Here is a 23,757-nt window from a genome sequence, read left to right on the forward strand (position 1 = left end):
CAGGCGCCGCAGTGCTGTGTTCCAGGCGTGCTCAGACGCGGCGGATGACCGCGACGACGATGCCCATGATCGTGGCATAGGTGCCGTCGATGGGATCGTAGTCCTTGTTCTCCGGCAGCAGCCACTGCACACCGTCACGGCGCTGCAGCCGCTTGACGGTCGCCTCATCGTCGAGGAGGGCCGCGACGATCTCACCGTTCTCAGCCGTCGGCTGCTTGCGCACCACGACCCAGTCGCCGTCGCAGATCGCAGCTTCGATCATCGAGTCGCCGACCACGTTGAGCAGGAACAGCTCACCGCTGCCGACCACCTGACGCGGCAGCGAGAAGACGTCCTCGACGGATTCCTCGGCCAGCACCGGTCCGCCGGCTGCGATCCGGCCGAGCACCGGCACCTGGGCCAGATTCGACGATTCGATGAACGCCTCCTCGACTGCCTTGGCAGCCTCATCGGCGGGATTGACGATCTCGATGGCGCGCGGCCGGCGCGGATCCCGGCGCAGATAGCCGAGGCGCTCGAGCTGGGCGAGCTGGTGCGCCACGCTGGACAGCGAGGCCAGCCCGGCGGCCTTGCCGATCTCGCGCATGCTCGGCGGGTAGCCGTTGTCGATGACCGCCTGCTCGATGGTCTGCAGGACGATCTTCTGACGGGGAGTCAGACGCCGGTCGTCGGCACCGACCATGTTGAGCGAGTCCTCGGTGTCGATTCCCCGACGAGCGCGGAACTCCTCGATCTCGGAGATGATGTCCTCGTTGCGGGGACGTCCCCGCCCTCTCTTCTTCTGTTCGGCCATTGCTTCCCCCGTGTGCAGTCGAGCGTCGTTCCTGGTCAGCGAGCGATGTCAGTGCCTGGTGACAGTCTTTCCATCAGACCCGCGAACTTCCGTTCGAATCCATTTTCGCACAGATGTTCGCAGGGACTGGACATTTCTTCGAATATGTCCTTAAATAGTACATGTGTTCGAGTCTCCGGTCTGACGGAGGGAAGCCGGCAGGCCGGGACTCAGCGCAACAGCCTGCTAGGGAAGACAGGATCTGAGGAGGACACCATGAGCACAGCAGCGATGAACGCGTGGAGCCGCGCCGGTGCGCCGCACCGCACGTGGCGGCTGACCCCGCGGGGCAAGCAGGGTCTGCGTCTGCTGCGCACCATCGCGATGGCAGCCGTCATCGCCGGTGCAGCAGCACTGCTGGTGCTCATGGTGCGTCCTCAGCAGGCCATCGGCAGCGCCGAGCCGGTCGTCCCGGCCGAGACCGTCATCGTCGAGCAGGGCCAGTCGCTGTGGACCATCGCCGCTGAGGCAACCGGCAGCGGTGACCCGCGCGATACGATGCAGGCGATCATCGAGATGAATGGTCTGGAATCCTCAGTCGTCCACCCCGGGCAGGAACTCGAAGTCCCCGCTCGATAGACTGGTGCGGTGCTAACGCTCAGTGATCTTCCGCTAAGAGACGACCTGCGCGGCAGAGAGCCCTACGGGGCGCCGCAACTGGCCGTCGACGTCGCTCTCAACGTCAACGAGAACTCCCATCCGGTGCCGCCGACCGTCGTCGATGCAGTGCGCCGTGCCGTTGATGCGCAGCTGCGCGGGCTCAACCGCTACCCCGACCGGGAATTCACCCGCCTGCGTGAGCTGCTCCTGACCTACGTGCAGGATTTCTCCTCTCGTCAGTCGGGTGACGGATCGACGCCAGCTGGCTTCCTCACCGCCGAATGGCTGTGGGCAGCCAACGGCTCGAACGAGGTCCTGTCCCACATCCTGCAGGCGTTCGGCGGTCCCGGACGCACCGCACTCGGCTTCGTGCCCAGCTACTCGATGCACCCGCTCATCACGCAGTCGACCGGGGCCCGCTGGATCGCCGTCGACCGGGGTGAGGACTTCAGCCTCAGCGCCGAGACCGCGGCTGCGGCCGTACGCGAGCATCAGCCCGATGTCGTGTTCCTGTGCACGCCGAACAACCCCACCGGCGGGGGACTGCCCGCCGAGGTCATCGAAGCGGTGCTGCACGCCAGCACCGGCATCGTCATCGTCGACGAGGCCTACGCGGAATTCGCCCGGCCCGGATACACCACCGCCGTGCACCTGCTGCGCGAGAACCCGCGCCTGGTCGTCTCACGCACGATGAGCAAGGCCTTCGCCTTCGCCGGCGTGCGCCTCGGATACGCCATCGCCCACCCGGCCGTGACCGACGCGCTGCGCCTTGTGCGTCTGCCGTACCACCTCTCGGCCCTGACCCAGGCCGCAGCCTGCGCCGCACTGGAGCACACCCCGGTGCTGCTCGACAACGTCGAAGCGCTCATCGCCGAGCGCGACCGCATGGTCGCCGCGCTGACAGAGCTCGGCTTCGACGTCGCGGAGACCGATGCGAACTTCGTGCTCTTCGGCGGCGTGTCCGACACAAGACTGCTGTGGCAGCGCCTGCTCGACGCCGGCGTGCTCATCCGCGATATCGGCATTCCCGGACACCTGCGCGTCAACGCGGGCACCACCGAGGAGACCACCGCTTTCATCGAGGCCATCAGCGCCATCGTCGCCGCCCACCCTGAGACCCTGGAGAACCTATGACAGGCCGCACCGCCACCTCCACCCGCCGCACAAGCGAATCGAATGTCGAGGTCACCATCAACCTCGACGGCTCCGGTCAGGCTGACATCTCGACGACCGTGCCGTTCTTCGACCACATGCTCACCGCACTGGCCAAGCACTCGCTGTGCGACCTGACCGTCAAAGCCTCCGGTGACACCCACATCGACGTTCACCACACCGTCGAGGACACCGCCATCGTCATCGGCGACGCCATGCGCGAGGCGCTGGGGGACAAGGCCGGCATCCGCCGCTACGGCGATGCCGCTGTGCCGCTGGACGAAGCCCTGGCGCACTGCGTCATCGACATCTCCGGCCGCCCCTACTTCGTCCACACCGGCGAACCCGAAGGTCAGCAGTACCACCTCATCGGCGGGCACTTCACCGGCTCGATGGTCGGACATGCCCTCGAATCGCTGTCGGTCCACGCCGGTATCACCGCCCACCTGCGGCTGCTGGCGGGCCGGGACCCGCACCACATCGCCGAGGCCCAGTTCAAGGCCTTCGCACGCGCGCTGCGAACCGCGCTTGAAGACGACCCCCGCACCACCGCTGTGCCGAGCACGAAGGGAGCCCTGTGAGCCGCACCGTCATCGTCACCCCGTTCGGCCGTGCCGAACAGCTTGCCGCCGCATGCACCCTGTCCGACATCCGCTGTGATGTCGTGCCGGTCGGCAGCTTCTCAGCCATCGTGCTCGACGACACGAGCATCGCTGAGGGCAATGACGTGGCTGCGACGATCTCGAAGCTCTCCGGCAAGCACGAAGTCCTCATGCTCGCCCGCAACGACGAGCAGATCGATGCCGGGCACTTCCGCAGCGGCAGCCGCGAAGCCGACGTGCCGGCAGGACTGGCGCTGACGAACCTTCCAGCCGAGGTCGAGAAGCTGCTGTTGGAGACCATCGCACCGCGCGACATCGACGGCCATCTCGACACCTCGAAGATGTCCAAGCTCGAAGCCAGCAAAGCCACGATGACCCCGGCCCGTGAGGCGCTCGCCCGCACCGCGCTGCTGTGGATGGTGGTCGCCTTCCTCGCCCTCGTCGGCATCGTCGCCAGCTTCATCGGCGTCTTCAACGGCAGCATGGTCGCCTGGGCCGGCGTCGTCATCGCCGCCATCGCCCTGGGAGTCTCCATCCAGCGCATCAGCAGAGTGCTCGGAGCCGCACGCGCATGAGCGCCGACATCGTCGTCCTCGACTACGGCGCAGGCAACGTCCATTCCGCCCTGCGCGCCGTCGAACGCGCTGGAGCCACCGCGCAGCTCACCGACGACCTCGACCGTGCCGCGACCGCGGACGGGTTGCTCGTCCCCGGCGTCGGCGCCTTCGCCGCCGTCATGGACGCACTCGAATCCGCCGGTGCCGTCGAGGTCATCCGCACCCGGCACCGCGAACAGCGCCCGATGCTCGGGATCTGCGTCGGCATGCAGGTGCTCTACACCTCGGGTACCGAACACGGTCTCACCACTGCAGGCATCGGGCTGTGGGAGGGCAACGTCACCCGCCTCGATGCCCCCGTGCTGCCGCACATGGGCTGGAACACGGTCGCTGCGGCCCCAGGCAGCCAGATGTTCGCCGGCATCGCCGGCGAACGGTTCTACTTCGTCCACACCTACGCAGCCACCGAAGCCTCGGCCGAAGCCGCCGTCGCCACGTGCACGCTTGACAGCCCGTTCATCGCCGCCGTCGAAGACGGCACCACCTGGGCCACACAGTTCCACCCCGAGAAGTCCGGTCACGCAGGCACGACCCTGTTGGCCAACTGGATTCAGGCGCTGAGCGCAGCGCAGAAATGAAAGAAGAGGACATGTCACAGCTCGCAAGTGAACCCGCCCTGACACTGCTGCCGGCAGTCGACGTCTCCAACGGCACCGCCGTGCGCCTGGTCAAGGGAGAAGCCGGCACCGAAACCGACTACGGCAACCCCGTCGAAGTCGCCCAGCAGTTCGAGGACGGCGGAGCCGAATGGATCCACCTCGTCGATCTCGATGCCGCGTTCGGCCGCGGCACCAACTACCCGCTGCTCAAGCAGGTGACGAAGGCCGTCTCGATCAAGGTTGAGCTCTCCGGCGGCATCCGCGACACCGAAACGCTCGAGCGTGCCCTCGACACCGGCGCCGAACGCGTCAACATCGGCACCGCAGCGCTGGAGAACCCCAGCTGGACGGCCGAGGTCATCGCCGCCTACGGCGACCGGATCGCCATCGGCCTCGACGTGCGCGGCACGACCCTGGCCGCCCGCGGCTGGACCAAGGAGGGCGGCGACCTCTACGAGATCCTCGCCCAGCTCGAGGAAGCCGGCTGCAGCCGCTACGTCGTCACCGACGTCAACAAGGACGGAACACTGCAGGGACCGAACACCGAACTGCTGCGCGACATCGCCTCGCGCACCGACAAGCCGATCGTCGCCTCCGGAGGCGTCTCCAGCCTCGATGACCTGCGCGCCATCCGCGAACTCGTGCCCCTCGGCGTGGACTCAGCCATCGTCGGCAAGGCCCTCTACGCCGGCAAGTTCACCCTCCAGGAAGCTCTCGAAGTCGCAGGACGCTGATGACCGATCCGCAGCCGGGCAGCCGTCCGCTGCCACCGCACATCGCAGCAGGCGGCGCCGACTCAGCAGGCATCCCATGGGAGGGCCGCGACCTCAAGCCCAATCCCTTCTCCGGTGACACAGGAGAAGCCGATGAGGGCCTGCTGAGCGCGCTCCAGGCGGTGGCAGCCGCGCCCTTGGACCCGCAGCGCCACCGCGATGTCCTCGCGGCGCTTGCACAGGTGCGCATCTACGCACCCGTCGTGCCGGCAGCTGTCGAGCACACTGTCGACGAGCGCGGGCTCGTCCACGACAACAAGTCGGAGATGGCGATGGTGCGCCTGGCTGCCGAAGACGGCCGGGAGTGCACCCCGGCATTCACCGACATCCCCACCCTGACCCGGTGGGCCGATGAGGCCCGCCCAGTGCCGATCGAAAGCGAACGGCTGTGTGTCGCCGCGATCGAAGAGGACTCCCAGCTCGTGGTCATCGACCCCGGCAGCCCGCACGCCTTCCTGCTGCGCCGCACCGCCCTGTGGTCCTTCGTCCAAGGACACAACTGGCATCCGGCGTGGGCCGATCAGCGAGTGGCCAAAGCCGCAGGAGCGGCAGCCGCCGGCAGCGACTTCATCTCGGCTATCGGCGTGCAGCCCGGCAGCGGCAGCGTCCATGTCTCCGGCCCGGAGATCCGGCTCGTCCTCAAAGTCAGCCGACGACCCGAGCAGGCGGAGCTGGCGGCCTTCCAGCAGAAGCTGAGCGCACACGAGGAGTTCGTCAGCCTCGTCGACTCGCTGGCGATCACACTCACCGAAGCCGAACCCAGCCGGAACTGAGCCGACCGGCACACAAGCGCACACACCCAGCAGCCTATAGGCTGGGACGGATCATCAGACGGGGGAGAAGAATCGTGAGCCGATCATTCACCATCGGTATTGCCGGCGGCACCGGCAGCGGAAAGACGACGCTGACACGCGCGCTCATCGAGCGCTTCGCCGGACAGACCTCCGTGATCTATCACGACAACTACTACAAGCAGCATGACGGGCTCAGCTATGACGAGCGGGCCGCGCTGAACTTCGACTCTCCCGACGCGTTCGACACCGCCCTCATGATCGAGCAGCTGCGCACTCTCATCAGCGGGCAGGCCGTCGACTGCCCTGTCTACGACTTCGCCGACCACAACCGCTCGTCAGAGACCATCCGCATCGAACCGGCACCGGTCCTCATCGTCGAAGGCATCCTCATCTTCTCCGAACCGGAGCTGGCTGACCTGCTCGACATCAAGCTGTTCGTCGACACCGATGCCGATGTGCGGATCCTGCGCCGGATCAAACGCGATGTCATCGAACGCGGACGCACCCTCGAATCGGTCGAACAGCAGTACCTCAAGACGGTCAAGCCGATGCACGAGCTCTATGTCGAGCCAGCCAAGCGCCGTGCCGACCTCATCGTGCCCGAAGGCGGGCACAACCTCGTGGCCCTCGACATGCTCATCCGGCACATCGACAGCAGCATCGGATCGTCAGCGGCAACCGGCTGAGGCGGTTGCCGGGAGACACGAAGCGGGGCCGGTGCCAGGATCTCTCCTGGACACCGGCCCCGCCGTCATTCACCGCAGGCAGCCAGCCGCCTGCACCGTGAGCCGATCAGCTCGGCTTGTTGATGGTGCCGTCGGTGCCGGCGTTCTCCTTCTGCGCGGCACGCACGACGTTCTCGACACGAGCACCGAGATCAGCGTCGACGTTCTTCCAGTACTGGAAGGCACGCACGAGGATCTCTTCGCTCACTCCGTTGAGCAGGTGACCGGAGATGTTGCCGACCATACGGTCGCGCGCGGCATCGTCCATCACCTCGCGCACGAGGGCGCCTGCCTGCGAGAAGTCGTCGTCATCCTCGCGCAGCGTCGGGGCCGAGCGCATCACGTCGCCATCGACATCGAGAAGGTTGTTCTCGGTGGTGCGGGAGGCGTCGGCGTGCGGGCCGCCGTAGGAGTTCGGCGCGTAGACCGGCTGGTCCTTCGGGTAGTTCTCGTAGGACATGCTGCCGTCCTTCGAGTAGCTGTGCTTGACAGCGGCCTTCGGACGGTTGACCGGCAGCTGTGCGTAGTTCGCACCGATGCGGTAGCGGTGGATATCGGCGTAGGCGAAGATGCGTCCCATGAGCATCTTGTCCGGGCTCAGGCCGGTACCGGGAACCAGGTTCGACGGTGCGAAGGCAGCCTGCTCGATCTCGGAGAAGAAGTCCTCCGGGTTGCGGTTGAGCTCCATCACGCCGACCTCGGTCAGCGGGTAGTCCTCATGCGGCCAGATCTTCGTGACGTCGAACGGGTTGAAGCGGTAGGTCTTCGCATCCTCGTACGGCATGATCTGGACCATCAGACGCCACGACGGGAAGTTGCCGGCCTTGATGGCCTCGAACAGGTCGCGACGGTGGAAGTCGGCGTCGATGCCGGCCATCTCATCAGCCTCTTCGGCCGAGAAGCCCTCGTGACCGTACTTCTCGATGAACTCGTCCTTCTGGTTGGACTTGAAGTGGTACTTCACCCAGTAGCGCTCGCCTTCGGCGTTGACCCACTGGAAGGTGTGGGAGCCGTAGCCGTTCTGCTCACGCCACGACCGCGGGATGCCGCGATCGCCCATGAGGTAGGTGACCTGGTGGGCCGAGGCCGGAACCTGGGTCCAGAAGTCCCACTGCATGTTGTGATCGCGCAGACCCGAATCGCTCATCCGCTTCTGCGAATGGATGAAGTCCGGGAACTGGATGGCATCGCGGATGAAGAAGATCGGGGTGTTGTTGCCCACGATGTCGAGGTTGCCCTCGGTGGTGTAGAACTTCACGGCGAAACCACGCGGATCGCGCCAGGTGTCAGGCGAGCCCTGCTCACCGGCGACGGTCGAGAAGCGGGTGAGCACCTCGGTCTCGGTGCCCGGCTGGAACACAGCAGCGCGGGTGTACTTCGAGACGTCGTTGGTCACGGTGAACTTACCGAAGGCACCGCCGCCCTTAGCGTGCACCACGCGTTCCGGGACGCGCTCGCGGTTGAAATGGGCGAGCTTCTCGATGAGGTAGTGATCCTGCAGCAGGATCGGGCCGTTCGGACCGACGGTCAGCGAGTGCTCATCGCTGCCGACCGGGATGCCGAAGTCATTGGTCGTGAATTTCTCAGTCACACGTCCTCCTGAAGTGAAGTGCCTGGCGCGTGTGCACGCCGACGCACATGGGGTTGCGGTGGAGTGGTTGCTTGTTCTAGCCAGCCGACTGCTCGACGGACGCCGTCGCTGCGGGCTGATCAGCTCCTGCAGCAGCGGCCTGGCACCGATCGCACAGCCCCCAGTAGACAACTTCGGCCAGCTCCACAGAGAAGCCGAAGTGCTCAGCAGGGTGCATGCACGGCACACCTTCGGTCCGGCACGGCACATCCTGGATGTGATGGCACGACCGGCACACGAGGTGATGGTGATTGTCGTGACGCTGCAGCTCATAGCGGGCAGCGACCGACCCAGCAGGATCGATGCAGCGCACCAGATCGGCGCGCTCGAAAGCTGAGAGCACGTCGTAAACGGTCTGGTGGGAGACCTTTCCGATGCGCGCCCGGGTGTTCGTCGTGATCTGTTCGACGTCAGGATGATCAGTCCGTTCGGCGAGCACTTCGAAGACCGCCTGGCGCGGTGCGGTCACCCGCAGGCCAGCCGCCCGGATCGTCTCAGCAGGTGTCGGTGAAGACATGCCCTCAGTCTAACAGTAATTTGGAATGACTCAAGAAATGGTTCGCTGAACTCCGCATGTTGCAGTCATGAAATCCCCCTGGTCGCCCGGGTTCCTCTCACGGTGTGAGATACGCCGGGTGGTTTTGGCCGGCAGGCCCGGAATGTGCCGCCTCGGGCATGTCTTCGCAGATGATCTCGTTTAGTGTGTCTGGGGACACATCCGCGACGCACATGCTCACCCCCAGGAGTCCCCATGTCGACATCCGCCCAGGCGCCAGAGAAGCCGGGCATCGGCCAGCGCTTCCTCGACACCGTCGAGCGCATCGGCAACAAGCTGCCTGAACCCTTCACCCTGTTTCTCGGCCTCTTCGTCATCACCGGCATCATCTCGACCTTCATGGCGCTCTCCGGCGTCAAGGTCTCCCTGCCCGGCAGCGACGAGGAAGTCGTCATCAAGGGCCTGTTCACCGGTGAGGGCATGGCGTGGTTCACCGCCAACATCGGCGCCAACTACGTCGGCTTCCCGCCGCTGGCCACCGTGCTGCCCCTGCTGCTGGCCGTCGGCGTGGCCGAGAAGACCGGCATGCTCGCCGCGCTCGTGCGCATTACCTTCGGCTCCGCCCCGCGCTGGATGCTGCCCTACGCAGTCGCCTTCGTCGGCGTGAGCTTCTCCGTCATGGGCGACTCAGCCTTCATCATCATCCCCCCGCTGGCCGCCCTCGTCTTCAAAGCCGCCGGCCGTCACCCGGTCGCCGGCCTGCTCGGCGGCTTCGCCGCCACCGGCGCCGGCTACTCGACCTCCATCTTCCCGACCTCACTCGACGCGCTGTTCGCCGGCATCACCACCGCGGTGATGGAATCCCTGCCCGGCCAGGACTACGCGGCAGTCAACCCGGTCTCGAACTACTTCTTCAACGTCTGCTCGGCCATCGTGCTCTCGCTCATCGCTGGCTTCATCATCGACAAGATCCTCGAACCCCAGCTCGAGCGCACCAAGACCCCGCGAGAGGAGACCGAGATCGACGAGGACGGCAGCGTCCACTCCCGCGACGACGAGCTCTCGCCCTACCTCGACGCCGGCGAGAAGAAGGCGCTCATCGCCTCCGGCATCGCCACCGTGCTGCTGGCAGCCCTGCTGCTCTTCGCCTTCCTCATTCCGAACTCGCCGTGGCGCAATGAGGAAGGCGGCTTCCTGCCGACCTCACCGCTGCTCGACTCGATCGTGTTCATCGTGTTCATCGTCTTCTTCACCAACGGCGTCGTCTACGGCATCGTGTCGAAGGCGATCACGAAGATGAACGACATCGTCACGATGATGGGCCAGGCGCTTAAGGACATGATGTCCTTCCTCGTGCTGGCGTTCATCCTCGGGCAGTTCATCGCCCTGTTCAACTGGACCGGCATCGGCTCCTGGACCGCCGTCAAGGGCGCTGCGGCACTCGAGGCGATGGAGCTGACCGGCTTCGTGGCGATCATCGGCTTCGTCGCGCTCGCCTCCTGCCTCAACCTGCTCATCATCTCCGGGTCCTCGCTGTGGACGCTCATGGCCGCCGTCTTCGTCCCGATGTTCGCCCTCATCGGCTACGAACCGGCCTTCACCCAGGCGGCCTTCCGCGTCGGCGACTCCGCCACCCAGATCATCACCCCGCTCAACCCGTACATGATCGTGCTGCTGGGACTCATGCGCCGCTACCAGCCCGACGCCGGCATCGGCACCCTGATGTCGCGCATGCTGCCCTTCGTCATCCCGTTCTGGCTCGCCTGGCTCGGCATGCTCGCCCTGTGGTTCTTCCTCGACCTGCCGCTGGGGCCGGGCAACCCGATCCAGCTCTGATCCCCGCTGCCGAGGCGGAGGTGCCGGTGACGTCGCCGCCGCACCATGGCCTCGGTAGCCTGGGAAGACACGCGCCTGCCCGACCCGCTGCCGCCGGCGATCCCGGTGGCACGAAGAGGAGAAGCACAGCCCATGTCCGACCCGCACCCCGCACCCGGCAGTCAGCCGACGGTCCCCGACCCCACCTACCTCAACCTGCTCAAGGCCGAGATGGCCGCTCGCGCCGCTGCCGCCGACCCGCCGGGCAGCGCCTTCACCGGCGCCCCGGCCGAGGCGACGGCTGATGTGCGTGCGGCCGTCGACGCGCTCGCTCCGCAGCTGCTGAGCCTCGCAGGTGACATCTACGGCTATGCCGAGCTCGCCTTTGAGGAGCACCGCTCCGCTGGCCGCATCGCCGCCCAGATCAAGGCCGCCGGCATCGAGGTCGAGCGCGGCGCCTACGGCCTCGACACCGCCCTGTGCGCCCGCTTCGGGCCGAGCGGCCGGCGCACGATCGGCATCTGCGCCGAATACGATGCCCTGCCCGATATCGGCCACGCCTGCGGGCACAACGTCATCGCCGCCACCGGTGTCGGTGCGTTCCTCGCCATCGCGCGCGCCTATGCCGGGCGTGAGGACGAGCTTCCCGGCCAGGTCGTGCTGCTCGGCACCCCGGCCGAGGAGGGGCATACCGGCAAGGAGTACATGGCCCAGGCGGGGGCCTTCGAGGACCTCGATGCCGCGATCATGCTGCATCCGGCCGGATACGACGCCGCTGACGTGCTGTGGATCGGCCGGCGCCTCCTCGACGTCGAGTTCACCGGTGTCGCCGCCCACGCCTCCGCCCAGCCCTTCATGGGCCGCAATGCCCTTGACGCCGCCTCGCTGCTGTACCAGGGAATCGGGCTCCTGCGGCAGCAGATGCTGCCCATCGACCGGGTGCACGCCGCGGTCCCCGAGGGAGGGGATCGGCCGTCGATCATCACCGAATCGGCGCGTGTGAGCATCTATGTCCGCTCCGCAGAGCCTGAGACCCTGATGGATCTCTCCCAGCGGGTCGAGGACATCGCCCGCGGGGCGGCGCTCATGACCGGCTGCGGGGTCGAGGTGCGGTGGGACAAGCACCCGCCGAGCATGCCGGTGCGTGCCAATCAGGCGCTCACCGGCCGCTGGTCGATCCGCCAGCAGGAGCGCGGCCGGGCACCCCTGCCGCGCGGGGTCGTGAGCGACAGCCTGGCGGCGTCGACGGACTTCGGCAATGTCAGCTACCTCGTTCCCGGCATCCACCCGATGCTGCGGATCGCAGACGCGGAGACCGCTCTGCACACCCGCGGCTTCGCCGAGGCGGCCGCGTCCGAGTCCGCCGAGACCGGGGTCCTCGACGGCGCCTACGGGCTCGCCGGAGTTGCGCTCGACTTCCTATTCGACGATGCGCTCGCCGAGGCAGTCAGGCAGGAGTTCGAGGACGCCGGGGGAGTGCTGCGGGTCTCAGAGATGTTCGGCTGAGGCCTCTGGGGGCAACTGGGAACCTCGGGGCCCGCGGTCTCAGGAGACCGGGCCGGTGAACTTCTCGCCGGGCCCCTGGCCGGGAGCATCGGGGATCGCCGAGGCCTCACGGAAGGCCAGCTGCAGGCTGCGCAGCCCGTCGCGCAGCGGGCGGGCGTGGTGGTTGCCGATCTCCGGGGCGGCAGCGGTGACGAGCCCGGCCAGCGAGGTGATGAGCTTGCGCGCCTCGTCGAGGTCGATGAGGTCGGCGGCCTTCTGCGTCTCGGTGTCCTCGCTCAGCCCGCACTTGATCGCTGCAGCGCTCATGAGGTGCAGTGCGGCAGAGGATATGATCTCCAGCGCCGGCACCTCGGCGATGTCGCGGGCAGCCTGCTCATGGGCAGAATCGGGCTGGAACTCAGAATGCGAAGATGCGTCGGTCATGCCCACCAGCTTCCCACACGGGTGCGGGCCGGCCAATATGAACCCTCCCACAGGCCAGGTGCGTCCGCTGAGCCCTCCCTCAGGCCAGGTGCGTCCGCTCAGACCACGTCCGCGCGTGGTCAGGCACACCCGCGCGCGTGCGCTTCGCACGTTTGCGCGAGTGAATCGGCCGTCTGACATGCTGTATCCACAACCCGATGTGCACTTCGCTGCATCGGGTAGTACACTGAACTTCGTGCAAAGTGGAGCTCAGCTCCCACCTGGATCATCACTGGTGATCGGGTTCGAATGACGGCCGGCACTGCGCTGGCCGATGCGGCGTTGTATCCGCAGTTCGTTCGTCTGGGCTCCCTTCGCATGCGCTGAAGGGGGCCTTTTCCCGTTCAGCGGTCGTGATCATCATCTGCTGAAGAAGGAGCGAGCACATCAGCGAGCCGCGTATCAATGATCGGATTCGGGTCCCCGAGGTCCGTCTCGTCGGACCCAACGGGGAACAGGTCGGAATCGTCGCCATCCGCAAGGCGCTCGACCTCGCCCGCGAAGCCGATCTCGACCTTGTAGAGGTTGCACCCCAGGCCAAGCCGCCTGTGGTCAAGCTCATGGACTACGGCAAGTTCAAGTACGAATCGGCGCAGAAGGCACGCGAGGCCCGGAAGAACCAGGCCAACACGGCTCTCAAGGAGATCCGGTTCCGACTGAAGATCGATGAGCACGACTACGAGACCAAGAAGGGCCATGTCTCCCGCTTCCTCAACGGCGGCGACAAGGTCAAGGTCATGATCATGTTCCGCGGACGTGAGCAGTCCCGCCCCGAGATGGGCATCAAGCTGCTCAACCGGCTGGCTGAGGATGTTTCCGATCTCGGCACAGTCGAATCCGCCCCCCGGGTGGACGGCCGCAACATGGTGATGGTCATCGCGCCCGTGCGCTCCAAGGCAGATGCCAAGGCGGAATCCCGCAAGGCATCCCGCGGAGCCAAGGGCGCCAGCGCCGAGGTGAAGTCCCGCCGCGAGCGCGAAGCACAGGCCAAGGCAGAGAAGCGCGACGCCGAGGCCGACGCGTAAGTTTGGTGCCTGCCGGCCCCACGGCCGGGAAGCACACCGTGCAGCGCCAGCCCCCACCTCGGGCCCGGCTGCGCTGGAGAACGATAAGGAGACGGCACTATGCCGAAGCAGAAGACCCACAGCGGTGCCAAGAAGCGCATGCGCATCACCGGCAGCGGCAAGGTCATGCGTGAGCGCGTGAACAAGCGCCACCTGGCCGAGCACAAGTCCTCGCGGCGCAAGCGCCGCCTGTCCGTCGACCAGGTCATGACCGGCGGCGACGCAGCCAAGGCTCGCAAGCTTCTGGGCAAGGCCTGACGACACCGGGCTCGCTGCCCGAGCGCACCGCTGTGCGCGCACCGATTTCATAAGGAGTACACGTGGCACGTGTGAAAAGGGCGATCAACGCCAAGAAGAAGCGCAAGGTCATTCTCGACCGTGCGTCCGGCTACCGCGGTCAGCGCTCGCGCCTGTACCGCAAGGCCAAAGAACAGGTCATCCACTCGCTGGTCTACAGCTACCGTGACCGCCGAGCCCGCAAGGGCGACTTCCGTCGCCTGTGGATCCAGCGCATCAACGCTGGTGCCCGCGCCAACGGCATGACCTACAACCGCTTCATCCAGGGCCTCAAGGCCGCTGGAGTCGAGGTCGACCGCCGCATGCTCGCCGAGCTCGCGGTCAACGACGCAGCGACCTTCGCCTCGCTCGTCAAGGTCGCCAAGGAGGCCCTGCCCTCCGACGTCAACGCCGCCAAGACCTCGGCAGCCTGACGCAGCTGAACTCCGCGGCCGGGCGACGGCCGCAGCGGTGACAGACCGCACCCACTCAGCCCCGGGAATCCCCCGGGGCTGAGTGCTGTCTGCAGGTAGGGTGGTGCCATGGCCCCCACACGCCCTGGCTCCCCGCAGCCTGCCGATCTGCCCGTCCATCCCGGCCTCACCGGCCCCGTGCTCACCTCCCCGCAGTCCAAGCGGATCAAAGAGGCCGGCAAGCTGCTCAAACGCCCATGGCGGAACAAGACCGGCCACTTCCTCGTCGAAGGACCCCAGGCAGTCCGCGAGGCACTGGCCCAGGACGCGCCGATCGTCGACGCCTTCATGACCGCTGAGTCCGCCGAGCGCCACCCCGACCTGCTCGAACTCGCGGCCCAGCGGCGGGTGCGCCTGCGCCAGATCGCCGACGAGCTGCTGCCGCTCATCTCCGACACCGTCGCCAGCCAGGGCGTCGTGCTCAGCTGCGAACAGCGCACCCCCGAACTGACATCGGTGGTGACCGCGAAGGCCCGGCTGCTCGTCGTGCTCTCCCAGGTCCGCGACCCCGGCAACGCCGGCACCGTCATCCGCGTCGCCGATGCCGCCGGCGCTGACGGGATCATCATCACCTCCAACAGCGTCGATGCCTTCAATCCGAAGGTCGTCCGCTCGACTGCCGGATCGATCTTCCACCTGCCGATCGTCACCGGTGTCGGATTGTCCGAGGTGACCGAGCTCGCCCGCGCCCGCGGCCAGCAGGTGCTCGCCGCTGACGCCCATCCGCCGGCACATGACCTGCACGTGCCCTGGGACACCGGCCTCGACCTCAGCCGCCCGACCCTGTGGGTGTTCGGCAGCGAAGCCCACGGCCTGCCCGAATCCGACCGGGCGCTGTGCGATTCGGCTGTGCAGATCCCGCTCTACGGCCGGGCTGAGAGCCTCAACCTCGCCACTGCCGCAAGCATCTGCATCTACGAATCCGCCCGCAGCCAGCTGCTGTGAGCCGGCATGAGCGCAGGCAGCTGGAACCACAACGTCCACTACCACCGGCGGATCCTCGCATCCCTGCCGTCAGAGGCGCAGACGGTGCTCGACGCCGGTGCCGGAGCCGGACAGCTCGCACGGACGCTGGTCGCCGCCGGATATGACGTCACCGCCATCGACCGTGCCGCTGACCTGGCTGCGAACCCGCGCGTGCCGGGATTGACATGGATCACCGGTGACGTGCTCACCTACGACTTCGGCACCGCTTTCGATGCTGTCATCAGCGCGGCCGTCCTGCACCATCTGCCCGATCTCACCGCTGCGCTCAGACGGCTGGCCCGCCTCACCGCTGACGGCGGGACGCTCATCGTCATCGGCCTGGCCCGGCCGACCCGGCCGAGCGATCACCTCATCCACGCCGCCGGTGCTGTCGTGCACCGCTTCCAGGTGGTCCGCCACGGCTGGCAGACGGACCCGGCACCCACCTGCTGGCCGCCACCGCACACGTATGCCCAGGTGCGCCGTACGGCAGCCCGGCTGCTGCCGGGTGCAGAGTTCCGCCGGCTGCCGCTGTGGCGCTACGAGCTCAGATGGAGGGAGCCGCCTGCCGGTGCTCGTCTGAGTCCGTAGACGGAACCGGACGCCCATCGAGCCGAGGAGCACCGTGACCGAGCAGCCATCACCCTACGGATCCGGCAGCGGAACCGGCACACGCCAGGGCTCCGCCCAGCCGCAGACGCCTGCCAGCCCGCAACCGGCCGGGCGCGTGCGCATCCGTCACCTGCAGGAGTACAAGCAGCAGGGCTCCAAGTGGGCGATGCTGACCTCCTATGATCAGCTGAGCGCCGGGCTCTTCGACGAAGCCGGCATCCCGGTCCTGCTCGTCGGATGCGGCGGCCAACAACGTCTACGGCTACGAGATCACGCTGCCGGTCACCGTCGACGAGCTCATCCCGCTCGTGCGGGCCGTGACCGGCAGCACCCGGCGCGCGCTTGTCGTCGCCGACCTGCCCTTCGGCTCCTACCAGGAATCACCTGAGCAGTGCTTCGCCACGTCCGCCCGCTTCATGAAGGAGGCCGGCGCCCACGCCGTCAAGCTCGAAGGCGGCACTGAGATGGTGCCGCAGATCGAGAAGCTCGCCGTCGGCGGCATCCCCGTCATGGCACACATCGGCTTCACTCCGCAGGCCGAGCATCAGCTCGGCGGCTACCGCGTGCAGGGCCGCGGAGACGCCGCCCAGGAGCTCCTCGCCACTGTTCGCGCTGTTGAGGCCGCCGGTGCTTTCGCCGTCGTCCTCGAGATGGTCCCCGGTCAGGCGGCGGCAGCGATCACCGAGACGCTGTCGATTCCCACGATCGGGATCGGCGCCGGAGCCGACTGCGATGCGCAGGTGCTCGTGTGGCAGGACATGGCCGGACTGCGCGGCGGGCGGATGCCGCGCTTCGTCAAACAGCACGCCGACCTGCGCTCCACGCTGCTCGATGCCGCCCGCGCCTACGCCTCCGACGTCGAATCCGGGGCATTTCCCGCAGCCGAGCACACCTTCTCAGCCGCTCCCGGCACCGTCACGAGCCAGCGTGTCGGGGATCGCCTGCGGATCGTCGATGAGCGCCTGGATGCCATAGCCGGACGCCGCGTGCAGCACGGCCCGGTCGTCCCAGTTGCGGCGGTTGTCGTCGAACCATGCGGGGGAGGCGGCAGCAGGCTGCGCGGAGCTGGAGTCCATGCTCCGACACTAGGCAGGCGAACGCGGTGAGGCAACACCGTTGGGACGCGGCTACGCACCGGTGCCCGGTTCGTTAGACTGGCTCGTGGTCTGCTCCTGCGCCAGGATGCGCGGGATGCGATGGAGAGTCCGCTAACAGAAAGAAGGCAGATGTCTGCGCCAGTCGATCCGCGCGATGAGTCCGCCGTCGCCGCCGCCGTTGAGGCCGCGCTGACGGCGTTCGATGCCGCCTCGAACCTCGATGAGCTCAAGACCGCCCGCCTGGCCCACATGGGCGACAAGGCGCCGCTGGCGTTGGCGAATCGGGAGATCGGCAGGCTCGACAAGTCCGAGAAGGCCGCTGCCGGCAAGCTCGTCGGTCAGTCCCGCGGACAGGTGAAGAAGGCCCATGACGCGCGCCTGGCAGCGCTCGAAGAGCAGCGCGACGCCGAGGTGCTCGTCGCCGAGGCGATCGACGTCACCCTGCCCTCGGCCCGCCGCCGAGGTGGTGCCCGCCATCCGCTGCAGCTCATCCAGGAGCGCATCGCCGACCACTTCATCGGCCACGGCTGGGAGGTCGCCGAAGGCCCCGAGGTCGAATCCGAGTGGCTGAACTTCGACTCCCTGAATTTCGGTCCCGACCACCCGGCCCGCCAGATGCAGGACACCTTCTTCGTCGAGCCCGCCGAAGCCGGCCTCGTGCTGCGCACCCACACCTCGCCGGTGCAGTCGCGCTCGCTGCTCGAACGCGGCGCCCCGCTGTACGTGGTGTGCCCGGGCAAGACCTTCCGCACCGATGAGCTCGATGCCACCCACACCCCGGTGTTCCACCAGGTTGAGGGCATCGCGATCGACAAGAACCTCACCATGGCCCACCTCAAGGGCACCCTCGACGAGTTCGCCCGCGCGATGTTCGGACCCGAATCGCGCACCCGGCTGCGCCCGAGCTTCTTCCCCTTCACCGAGCCGAGCGCCGAGATGGACTTCTGGTTCCCCAACAAGGTCGGCGGTCCCGGCTGGATCGAATGGGGCGGCTGCGGCATGGTTCACCCGAACGTGCTGCGCTCGGCCGGCATCGACCCGGACGTCTACCAGGGCTTCGCCTTCGGCATGGGCATCGAGCGCACGCTCATGCTCCAGGAGGGCATCAACGATATGCACGACATGGTCGAAGGCGACCTGCGGTTCTCAGCACGGTTTGGAGTGAATGCCTGATGCTCGTCCCACTCGAATGGCTCGCCGACTACGTCGACCTCTCCGTCGTCGACGACCCGCGCGTCCTCGCTGCCGAACTGGCCAGCATCGGCCTGGAGGAAGAGGACTTCATCGCCCCTGAGGTCACCGGCCCGCTCGTCGTCGGCCGGGTGATCGAACTGGAGAAGGAGACCCACTCCAACGGCAAGACCGTCAACTGGTGCCAGGTCGACGTCGGCGAGGACGAACCGCGCGGCATCATCTGCGGTGCCCACAACTTCGAAGCCGGCGACCTCATCGTCGCAGCCCTGCCCGGCGCGGTGCTGCCCGGCGGTTTCGCCATCAGCGCCCGCAAGACCTACGGACACATCTCCGACGGCATGATCTGCTCATCGAAGGAGCTCGGCCTCGGCGAGGACCACGAGGGCATCATCGTCCTCACCCGGCTCGGGCTGACCGGCGAACCCGGTGACGACGCACGGGAACTGCTCGGCCTCGACCGAGTCACCCTCGACGTCAACGTCACCCCCGACCGCGGATACCAACTGTCGATGCGCGGCATCGCCCGCGAATTCGCGATGCTCAAAGGCCAGGACTTCACTGATCCAGCCGACCAGCCGGCACCGGAGCCCACCGACGACGGATACCCGGTCGAACTGGCTGATGACGCACCGATCCACGGCGTGCCCGGCTGCGACCGGTTCACCGCCCTGCAGGTCACCGGCATCGACCCGAGCGCCCAGACCCCGTATTGGATGCAGCGCCGGCTCACCGAAGCCGGCATGCGCCCGATCAGCCTGAGCGTCGACGTCACCAACTACGTCATGCTCGAACTCGGCCAGCCGCTGCACGCCTACGACCGCGACGCCCTCGGTGAGAAGATCGTCGTGCGCCGCGCGCAGGCAGGGGAGAAGCTCACCACCCTCGACGATGTCACCCGCACCCTCGATCCCGAGGACCTCCTCATCACCGACGAAGGCGGTGCTGCAGGTGAGAGCCGGATCATCGGCCTGGCCGGCGTCATGGGCGGAGCCGACCTCGAAGTCGGCCCCGAGACCCGCAACATCCTCATCGAGGCCGCCCACTTCGACCCGATCTCGATCGCCCGCACCGCCCGGAGACACCGGCTGCCGAGCGAGGCCGCCCGCCGCTTCGAACGCGGCGTCGACCCCGCCCTCGGCCCAGTCGCAGCCAAGCGCTGCGCAGACCTGCTCGTCGAACTCGGCGGCGGCACCCTCGAAACCGCTGTCACCATCGCCGGTGACGAGCCGCAGGCCCGGACCGTCAGGCTTGCAGCCGACCTGCCCAACCGGCGGCTGGGCACCGACGACAGCCGCGCGGACATCGTCCGGCTGCTCTGCGCCGTCGGCTGCCAGGTCACCAACCCCGAAGCCGACATCCTGGAGGTCACCGTCCCGACGTGGCGGGCCGACCTGACCGACGACGTCGACCTCGTCGAGGAGATCGCCCGGGCCGGCGGTTACGACCGGATCCCGTCGGTGCTGCCGGTGGCCCCCGGCGGCAAGGGCCTCAACGCCGCCCAGGCCGCCCGGCGGCGGATCTCGAACCTGCTGACCGCGCTCGGCTACACCGAGGTGCTGACCTACCCGTTCACCTCGGACGCCCGCAGTGACGCCCTGCGGATCCCGGAAGGCGACGCGCGCCGCATGAACATCCGGCTGGCCAACCCGATGGCCGAGGACCAGCCGCTCATGCGCACCCACCTGCTCGCCACCCTCGTCGACGCAGCCGCCCGCAACCTCGGCCGCGGCTTCAAGGACATCGCGATCTTCGAAGCCGGGCTCGTCACCCAGCCGGAGACGACCGAACTGGCACCAGTCGAGTCCTACGCCCCGGGCTACCACCCGAGCGAGGACGAACTGGCGGCGATCTTCGCCTCGGTGCCGGCCCAGCCGTACCATTTCGCCGGCATCATGGCAGGCTACGTCGAACCCCCCGGAGTGCTCGGCGCCGGCCGGAAGGCCGATGTTTCCGATGTCATCGACACGGTGCACCGGATCGCCGCCTCCTGCGGACTCGAACTCACCGTGTCAGCCGACCAGATCGCCCCCTACCACCCGGGACGCTGCGCACGCTTCGACTTCGCCGATGGTACCCACTTCGGCCACGCCGGCGAGCTGCACCCGAAGGTCTGCGAGACCCTCGACCTGCCCGCCCGCACGGTCGCCTTCGAGGTCAGCCTCGATGCGCTGCTGACCCAGTCCGACACCCGCGCCTGGGCCGGGGTGCTCTCGACCTATCCGGTCTCCCGGCAGGACGTCGCCCTGCTCGTCGACGAGTCGACCCCTGCTTCGGCGGTGGCCGACGCGCTGCGCGAAGGTGCGGGAACCGAACTGGAGAACGTCGAGCTCTTCGACCTCTACGCAGGCGACCAGGTGCCCGAGGGCAAGAAGTCGCTGGCCTTCCGGCTGACCTTCCGCGCCCCGGACCGCACGATGACCGCCGACGAGGCCTCCGCGCTGCGCGAGGCCGCCACCGCCGTGGCCGCCGAGCGCTTCGGCGCCGAGGTGAGGAGCTGAGATGACTGTTGAGACCACCCGCCCGCTGACCCTCATCACCGGGGGATCACGCGGCATCGGCCGGATCCTGGCAACCGGGTTCGCTGAAGCCGGCTACCCGGTGGCGATCACCGCCACCGACGCCGACCGTGCCCAGGCGGCTGCCGCTGAGATCGCCGCCGAGACCTCGGGCACGGTCACCGGATTTGGCGTCGACGTCTCCCAGCCGGACTCCGTTGCCGCGCTGCGCGGTGACATCGAGGCACATGCCCAGGCCACTGGAGCGCGTCTCGGGGTGCTCATCAACAACGCCGGACGGGTCGAATCGAGCGAAGGACCGCTGTGGGAAGCCGACCCGGCCTCCCTCGTCGGGGTCATCGGCACCAATGTCATCGGGCCACTGCTCATGATCAACGCCTTCGCCCCGGTCCTCATCGCCACGGCCGAGGCGACCGGGCAGCCGGGCCGCATCATCGACCTCAACTCCGGATCCGGCGCGCAGGGCACCCCGGCCTACGGCGCCTACTCAGCATCGAAGGCTGCGCTGTTCCGGATCGCCGACTCCGTCGTCCACTTCGGCGACGAGAAGGGGTTGAAGATCTTCGAACTGGCACCCGGCGTCATCCGCTCGGACATGACCGCCTCGATGCCGATGCACGACTGGCGCACCGACGATGATTGGACCTCGCCTGCCGAGCTCGCCGCGCTGGCGCTCGCAGCAGCCTCCGGTGAGCTTGACGGGTGGACCGGCCGCTACATCCGCGTAGGTCACGACACTGCAGAAACGCTCAGCCAGCAGATCCCCGCAGCCGGATCACAAGCCCGTAAGCTGATCACGGAGATGGACATCCGCTGAAGCTGGACAGACACGGGGAAGGCAGACGAACATGAACGTGCTCTACTCGATCCTCCTCGGTCTGCTCAATGCCGTCATCGTCGGCGTGCTCGTGCGCCGGACGATCACCGTCGGCACCGGGACGCTGCGCAACACGATCGTCTCGCTCGTCATGGGCATGTCCCTGTGGCCGATCACCCTGCAGGGCTACGAGCTGCTCGGCATCTCCCAGGGCGGGCAGATCCCGTGGATCGAGATGAGCTTCCCGGCCGTCATGGTCTTCCTGCTCATCTTCGCCTGGCTCATCGTCATCCAAATGTTCCTGCTGCTGGCCATCGAACTCGTGCTGCCGACCGGCACCTTCTCCTCGGTCATGCGCCAGATCGTGCGCCTGCCGGTGCTCTACCGGCGGGTCAGCCGCGTGTCCCAGATCCAGCGCATCCTGCTGCGCTACGGATTCGCCCGCTACCTGCGCCCGCGAATCCCGACCCTGAAGGTCTCCATGCGCGAGATCGCGCGCACCACCGCCGAGGCGTTCGCCGCCGCAGGTGTCACCTTCGTCAAGCTCGGCCAGTTCATCGCCACCCGCTCCGATGTCGTGCCCCAGGAGTTCGTCGAGGAGTTCTCTAAGCTGCAGTCCGATGTGCCGCCGGTCGACTTCGACCAGATCCGCCCAGTGCTCGAGCGCTCCTTCGGCAGGCCCGTCGACGAGGTGTTCTCCTCCTTCGATGAAACCCCGCTGGCTGCCGCCTCGGTCGCCCAGGTCCACGCGGCCAAGCTGCCCGACGGCACCCCGGTCGTCGTCAAGGTCCAGCGCCCGCACCTGCGCAAACAGGTCCGCGCTGATTCCGACATCATCCGCGCGTTGGCCGACCAGGCCCACAACCGGACAGGGTGGGCGAAGAAGATCGGCGTGCGCTCGATCGCGCGCGGCTTCATCGAATCGCTGGGCGAAGAGCTCGACTACGGCACCGAGGTGCGCAACACCGAGCTGCTGCGTGAGGCCGCCCAGCACCACGGCAACGGCTGGCCGCACGGCCCCGACGGACAGCCGCTCGTCGACGTCCCGCGCGTGTACCCCGAACTCAGCAGCGAACGCGTCATCGTCCTCGAACGCGTCGACGGCATCCCGCTGTCCAAGGCAGGCGACCTGGTGGAGAAGCTGTCGATGATCGCCCGCCGTGAGGCAGCCGACCAGCTCTTCATGACCGTCGCCCGCCAGGTGCTGCATAAGGGCGTCTTCCACGCCGACCTGCACGCCGGCAACATCCTCATCGACCCGGCCGGACGCCTCGGGCTCATCGACTTCGGCAACGTCGGCCGCCTCGACATGCGCGACCGCCGCGACATCGCCCTGCTGCTCATGGCCTTCGAACGGCAGAACTCGCAGGCCGCCACCACCGCGATCCTCGACCTGTTCGGGGCCCCCGTCGGTGTTGACATCCGGCTGCTGCAGCGCGAGATCGGCCAGATCATGCTGCAGTTCGACGGTGGTTCCGGAAGCTCATCGGCGATGTTCTCCGAACTGCTGTCCTTCGTCGTCGACAACGGCTTCGAACTGCCAGCCGCCGTTGCTGATGCATTCCGGGCGATCTCCACGCTGGAGGGCAGCCTCAAGAAGCTCGACCCGACGATCGACCTGCTCGATCTGGTGCGCGCTCACAGCGACACGCTCATGCGCGGGGCAGTGAGCTTCCGCGACAGCCTCGGCCATGCCGACCTGTATTTCACCGCGAACGCCCCGATGCTCGCCTCGCTGCCGGCCCAGATCAGCCGGATCGCCCAGCACCTGGAGGACGGCACCCTCGACATCGGCACCAGCGGCCTCAACATCGACCTCATTAAGAACCTCGTGCGCACGACGGTCGATCAGCTGGTTCAGGTCATCATCGCCACCGCCCTCATCCTCGGCGGCGTCGTCATGATGTCTGCTGACTTCGGCCCGCCGCTGGCACCGGATCTCAAGCTGTTCACCTACTTCGGCGCGTGGGTGCTGCTCGGCGGCTTCGTGCTCGCCGCAGTGGTGTTGGCGCCGGCGCTGGCGACGAGAAGATTCAAGTAGCCTGCGCATCCTCTCAAACTCTGTGCACGGTACCGCATAACCTCTCAGCTCGTTCGCTTCGCCCGGTCGTGGCGTAGCACATGATGACGATGTGGATG

Annotated in this window: 23 protein-coding genes and 1 pseudogene; 20 read left to right on the plus strand and 4 right to left on the minus strand. The window is 67.3% G+C overall.

Annotated features, from left to right (window positions below):
* Nucleotides 1–31: 31 nt before the first annotated feature.
* Nucleotides 32–682, minus strand: a complete 651-nt coding sequence (lexA, locus tag HLA91_RS03260; protein ID WP_225210908.1) for a transcriptional repressor LexA — start codon at nucleotides 680–682, stop codon at nucleotides 32–34.
* A gap of 366 nt (nucleotides 683–1,048) precedes the next feature.
* Here lexA and HLA91_RS03265 point away from each other — a divergent pair, with 366 nt between their 5' ends.
* The 8 genes from HLA91_RS03265 to udk all read left to right on the plus strand — a co-directional run bounded on the left by HLA91_RS03265 (nucleotide 1,049) and on the right by udk (nucleotide 6,655).
* Complete coding sequence (locus HLA91_RS03265; RefSeq protein ID WP_170273467.1) at nucleotides 1,049–1,411, plus strand: LysM peptidoglycan-binding domain-containing protein; 363 nt, start codon at nucleotides 1,049–1,051, stop codon at nucleotides 1,409–1,411.
* Nucleotides 1,412–1,420: 9 nt separating this feature from the next.
* Complete coding sequence (locus HLA91_RS03270) at nucleotides 1,421–2,566, plus strand: histidinol-phosphate transaminase (RefSeq protein ID WP_170273468.1); 1,146 nt, start codon at nucleotides 1,421–1,423, stop codon at nucleotides 2,564–2,566.
* A complete protein-coding gene (gene hisB, locus HLA91_RS03275) occupies nucleotides 2,563–3,165 on the plus strand; it encodes an imidazoleglycerol-phosphate dehydratase HisB (RefSeq protein WP_170273469.1) in 603 nt (200 codons plus the stop codon). The genes HLA91_RS03270 and hisB overlap by 4 nt, the downstream gene beginning before the upstream one ends.
* On the plus strand, nucleotides 3,162–3,761 hold the full coding sequence (locus tag HLA91_RS03280) for a hypothetical protein (RefSeq protein ID WP_170273470.1): 600 nt from the start codon (nucleotides 3,162–3,164) through the stop codon (nucleotides 3,759–3,761). The genes hisB and HLA91_RS03280 overlap by 4 nt, the downstream gene beginning before the upstream one ends.
* Nucleotides 3,758–4,381 (plus strand): imidazole glycerol phosphate synthase subunit HisH, encoded by a 624-nt coding sequence (gene hisH, locus HLA91_RS03285; RefSeq protein ID WP_170273471.1) that lies wholly within the window; start codon nucleotides 3,758–3,760, stop codon nucleotides 4,379–4,381. Before HLA91_RS03280 ends, hisH begins: the two co-directional genes overlap by 4 nt.
* Before the next feature lie 11 nt (nucleotides 4,382–4,392).
* Nucleotides 4,393–5,136: a bifunctional 1-(5-phosphoribosyl)-5-((5-phosphoribosylamino)methylideneamino)imidazole-4-carboxamide isomerase/phosphoribosylanthranilate isomerase PriA gene (gene priA / locus HLA91_RS03290; protein WP_170273472.1), complete on the plus strand. Its 744-nt coding sequence runs from the start codon at nucleotides 4,393–4,395 to the stop codon at nucleotides 5,134–5,136.
* A complete protein-coding gene (locus HLA91_RS03295) occupies nucleotides 5,136–5,948 on the plus strand; it encodes an SseB family protein (protein ID WP_170273473.1) in 813 nt (270 codons plus the stop codon). Before priA ends, HLA91_RS03295 begins: the two co-directional genes overlap by 1 nt.
* Before the next feature lie 74 nt (nucleotides 5,949–6,022).
* Nucleotides 6,023–6,655: a uridine kinase gene (udk, locus tag HLA91_RS03300; protein ID WP_170273474.1), complete on the plus strand. Its 633-nt coding sequence runs from the start codon at nucleotides 6,023–6,025 to the stop codon at nucleotides 6,653–6,655.
* Nucleotides 6,656–6,761: 106 nt separating this feature from the next.
* Here udk and HLA91_RS03305 read toward each other — a convergent pair whose 3' ends face one another.
* Nucleotides 6,762–8,285, minus strand: coding sequence for a catalase (locus tag HLA91_RS03305; RefSeq protein ID WP_170273475.1), 1,524 nt, complete (start codon nucleotides 8,283–8,285; stop codon nucleotides 6,762–6,764).
* 76 nt (nucleotides 8,286–8,361) lie between these two features.
* Nucleotides 8,362–8,841, minus strand: a complete 480-nt coding sequence (locus HLA91_RS03310) for a Fur family transcriptional regulator (RefSeq protein ID WP_170273476.1) — start codon at nucleotides 8,839–8,841, stop codon at nucleotides 8,362–8,364.
* Nucleotides 8,842–9,075: 234 nt separating this feature from the next.
* On the opposite strand from HLA91_RS03310, the gene HLA91_RS03315 reads away from it, so the two are divergent.
* Together HLA91_RS03315 and HLA91_RS03320 are read left to right on the plus strand one after the other, a co-directional pair.
* Nucleotides 9,076–10,656, plus strand: a complete 1,581-nt coding sequence (locus HLA91_RS03315; RefSeq protein ID WP_170273477.1) for an AbgT family transporter — start codon at nucleotides 9,076–9,078, stop codon at nucleotides 10,654–10,656.
* A 132-nt stretch (nucleotides 10,657–10,788) separates the two neighbouring features.
* A complete protein-coding gene (locus HLA91_RS03320; RefSeq protein WP_170273478.1) occupies nucleotides 10,789–12,141 on the plus strand; it encodes a M20 family metallopeptidase in 1,353 nt (450 codons plus the stop codon).
* Nucleotides 12,142–12,180: 39 nt separating this feature from the next.
* Here HLA91_RS03320 and HLA91_RS03325 read toward each other — a convergent pair whose 3' ends face one another.
* The gene (locus HLA91_RS03325) at nucleotides 12,181–12,564 is read right to left on the minus strand and encodes a DUF1844 domain-containing protein (RefSeq protein WP_170273479.1); all 384 of its coding nucleotides are present in this window, start codon (nucleotides 12,562–12,564) and stop codon (nucleotides 12,181–12,183) included.
* A 452-nt stretch (nucleotides 12,565–13,016) separates the two neighbouring features.
* Here HLA91_RS03325 and infC point away from each other — a divergent pair, with 452 nt between their 5' ends.
* From infC to HLA91_RS03375, 10 genes and pseudogenes are all read left to right on the plus strand, one after another.
* Nucleotides 13,017–13,628 (plus strand): translation initiation factor IF-3, encoded by a 612-nt coding sequence (infC, locus tag HLA91_RS03330; protein WP_259845812.1) that lies wholly within the window; start codon nucleotides 13,017–13,019, stop codon nucleotides 13,626–13,628.
* Between the two features lie 99 nt (nucleotides 13,629–13,727).
* The gene (gene rpmI, locus HLA91_RS03335) at nucleotides 13,728–13,925 is read left to right on the plus strand and encodes a 50S ribosomal protein L35 (protein ID WP_102162652.1); all 198 of its coding nucleotides are present in this window, start codon (nucleotides 13,728–13,730) and stop codon (nucleotides 13,923–13,925) included.
* Between the two features lie 62 nt (nucleotides 13,926–13,987).
* A complete protein-coding gene (gene rplT, locus HLA91_RS03340; RefSeq protein WP_102162653.1) occupies nucleotides 13,988–14,377 on the plus strand; it encodes a 50S ribosomal protein L20 in 390 nt (129 codons plus the stop codon).
* Between the two features lie 108 nt (nucleotides 14,378–14,485).
* Nucleotides 14,486–15,361: a TrmH family RNA methyltransferase gene (locus HLA91_RS03345; protein ID WP_170273480.1), complete on the plus strand. Its 876-nt coding sequence runs from the start codon at nucleotides 14,486–14,488 to the stop codon at nucleotides 15,359–15,361.
* A 6-nt stretch (nucleotides 15,362–15,367) separates the two neighbouring features.
* Nucleotides 15,368–15,973, plus strand: coding sequence for a class I SAM-dependent methyltransferase (locus HLA91_RS03350; RefSeq protein WP_170273481.1), 606 nt, complete (start codon nucleotides 15,368–15,370; stop codon nucleotides 15,971–15,973).
* A gap of 16 nt (nucleotides 15,974–15,989) precedes the next feature.
* Nucleotides 15,990–16,890, plus strand: a pseudogene (panB, locus tag HLA91_RS03355) (3-methyl-2-oxobutanoate hydroxymethyltransferase); the annotation flags it as partial.
* A 330-nt stretch (nucleotides 16,891–17,220) separates the two neighbouring features.
* Nucleotides 17,221–18,264 (plus strand): phenylalanine--tRNA ligase subunit alpha, encoded by a 1,044-nt coding sequence (gene pheS, locus HLA91_RS03360; RefSeq protein WP_170273482.1) that lies wholly within the window; start codon nucleotides 17,221–17,223, stop codon nucleotides 18,262–18,264.
* Nucleotides 18,264–20,783, plus strand: coding sequence for a phenylalanine--tRNA ligase subunit beta (gene pheT / locus HLA91_RS03365; protein ID WP_170273483.1), 2,520 nt, complete (start codon nucleotides 18,264–18,266; stop codon nucleotides 20,781–20,783). The genes pheS and pheT overlap by 1 nt, the downstream gene beginning before the upstream one ends.
* Before the next feature lies 1 nt (nucleotide 20,784).
* On the plus strand, nucleotides 20,785–21,618 hold the full coding sequence (locus tag HLA91_RS03370) for an SDR family NAD(P)-dependent oxidoreductase (RefSeq protein ID WP_170273484.1): 834 nt from the start codon (nucleotides 20,785–20,787) through the stop codon (nucleotides 21,616–21,618).
* A 31-nt stretch (nucleotides 21,619–21,649) separates the two neighbouring features.
* Nucleotides 21,650–23,659 (plus strand): ABC1 kinase family protein, encoded by a 2,010-nt coding sequence (locus tag HLA91_RS03375; protein WP_170273485.1) that lies wholly within the window; start codon nucleotides 21,650–21,652, stop codon nucleotides 23,657–23,659.
* Nucleotides 23,660–23,757: the final 98 nt, after the last annotated feature.

The organism is Brevibacterium luteolum, assembly GCF_013004595.1.
GTDB lineage: Bacteria > Actinomycetota > Actinomycetes > Actinomycetales > Brevibacteriaceae > Brevibacterium > Brevibacterium luteolum.

Coding starts and splice junctions, on each gene's coding strand:
- lexA (WP_225210908.1), bottom strand. CDS start 682: ATGGTCGGTGCCGACGACCGGCGTCTGACTCCCCGTCAGAAGATCGTC.
- HLA91_RS03265 (WP_170273467.1), top strand. CDS start 1,049: ATGAGCACAGCAGCGATGAACGCGTGGAGCCGCGCCGGTGCGCCGCAC.
- hisB (WP_170273469.1), top strand. CDS start 2,563: ATGACAGGCCGCACCGCCACCTCCACCCGCCGCACAAGCGAATCGAAT.
- hisH (WP_170273471.1), top strand. CDS start 3,758: ATGAGCGCCGACATCGTCGTCCTCGACTACGGCGCAGGCAACGTCCAT.
- priA (WP_170273472.1), top strand. CDS start 4,393: ATGTCACAGCTCGCAAGTGAACCCGCCCTGACACTGCTGCCGGCAGTC.
- HLA91_RS03295 (WP_170273473.1), top strand. CDS start 5,136: ATGACCGATCCGCAGCCGGGCAGCCGTCCGCTGCCACCGCACATCGCA.
- HLA91_RS03310 (WP_170273476.1), bottom strand. CDS start 8,841: ATGTCTTCACCGACACCTGCTGAGACGATCCGGGCGGCTGGCCTGCGG.
- HLA91_RS03315 (WP_170273477.1), top strand. CDS start 9,076: ATGTCGACATCCGCCCAGGCGCCAGAGAAGCCGGGCATCGGCCAGCGC.
- HLA91_RS03320 (WP_170273478.1), top strand. CDS start 10,789: ATGTCCGACCCGCACCCCGCACCCGGCAGTCAGCCGACGGTCCCCGAC.
- HLA91_RS03325 (WP_170273479.1), bottom strand. CDS start 12,564: ATGACCGACGCATCTTCGCATTCTGAGTTCCAGCCCGATTCTGCCCAT.
- rpmI (WP_102162652.1), top strand. CDS start 13,728: ATGCCGAAGCAGAAGACCCACAGCGGTGCCAAGAAGCGCATGCGCATC.
- HLA91_RS03345 (WP_170273480.1), top strand. CDS start 14,486: ATGGCCCCCACACGCCCTGGCTCCCCGCAGCCTGCCGATCTGCCCGTC.
- HLA91_RS03350 (WP_170273481.1), top strand. CDS start 15,368: ATGAGCGCAGGCAGCTGGAACCACAACGTCCACTACCACCGGCGGATC.
- pheS (WP_170273482.1), top strand. CDS start 17,221: ATGTCTGCGCCAGTCGATCCGCGCGATGAGTCCGCCGTCGCCGCCGCC.
- pheT (WP_170273483.1), top strand. CDS start 18,264: ATGCTCGTCCCACTCGAATGGCTCGCCGACTACGTCGACCTCTCCGTC.
- HLA91_RS03370 (WP_170273484.1), top strand. CDS start 20,785: ATGACTGTTGAGACCACCCGCCCGCTGACCCTCATCACCGGGGGATCA.
- HLA91_RS03375 (WP_170273485.1), top strand. CDS start 21,650: ATGAACGTGCTCTACTCGATCCTCCTCGGTCTGCTCAATGCCGTCATC.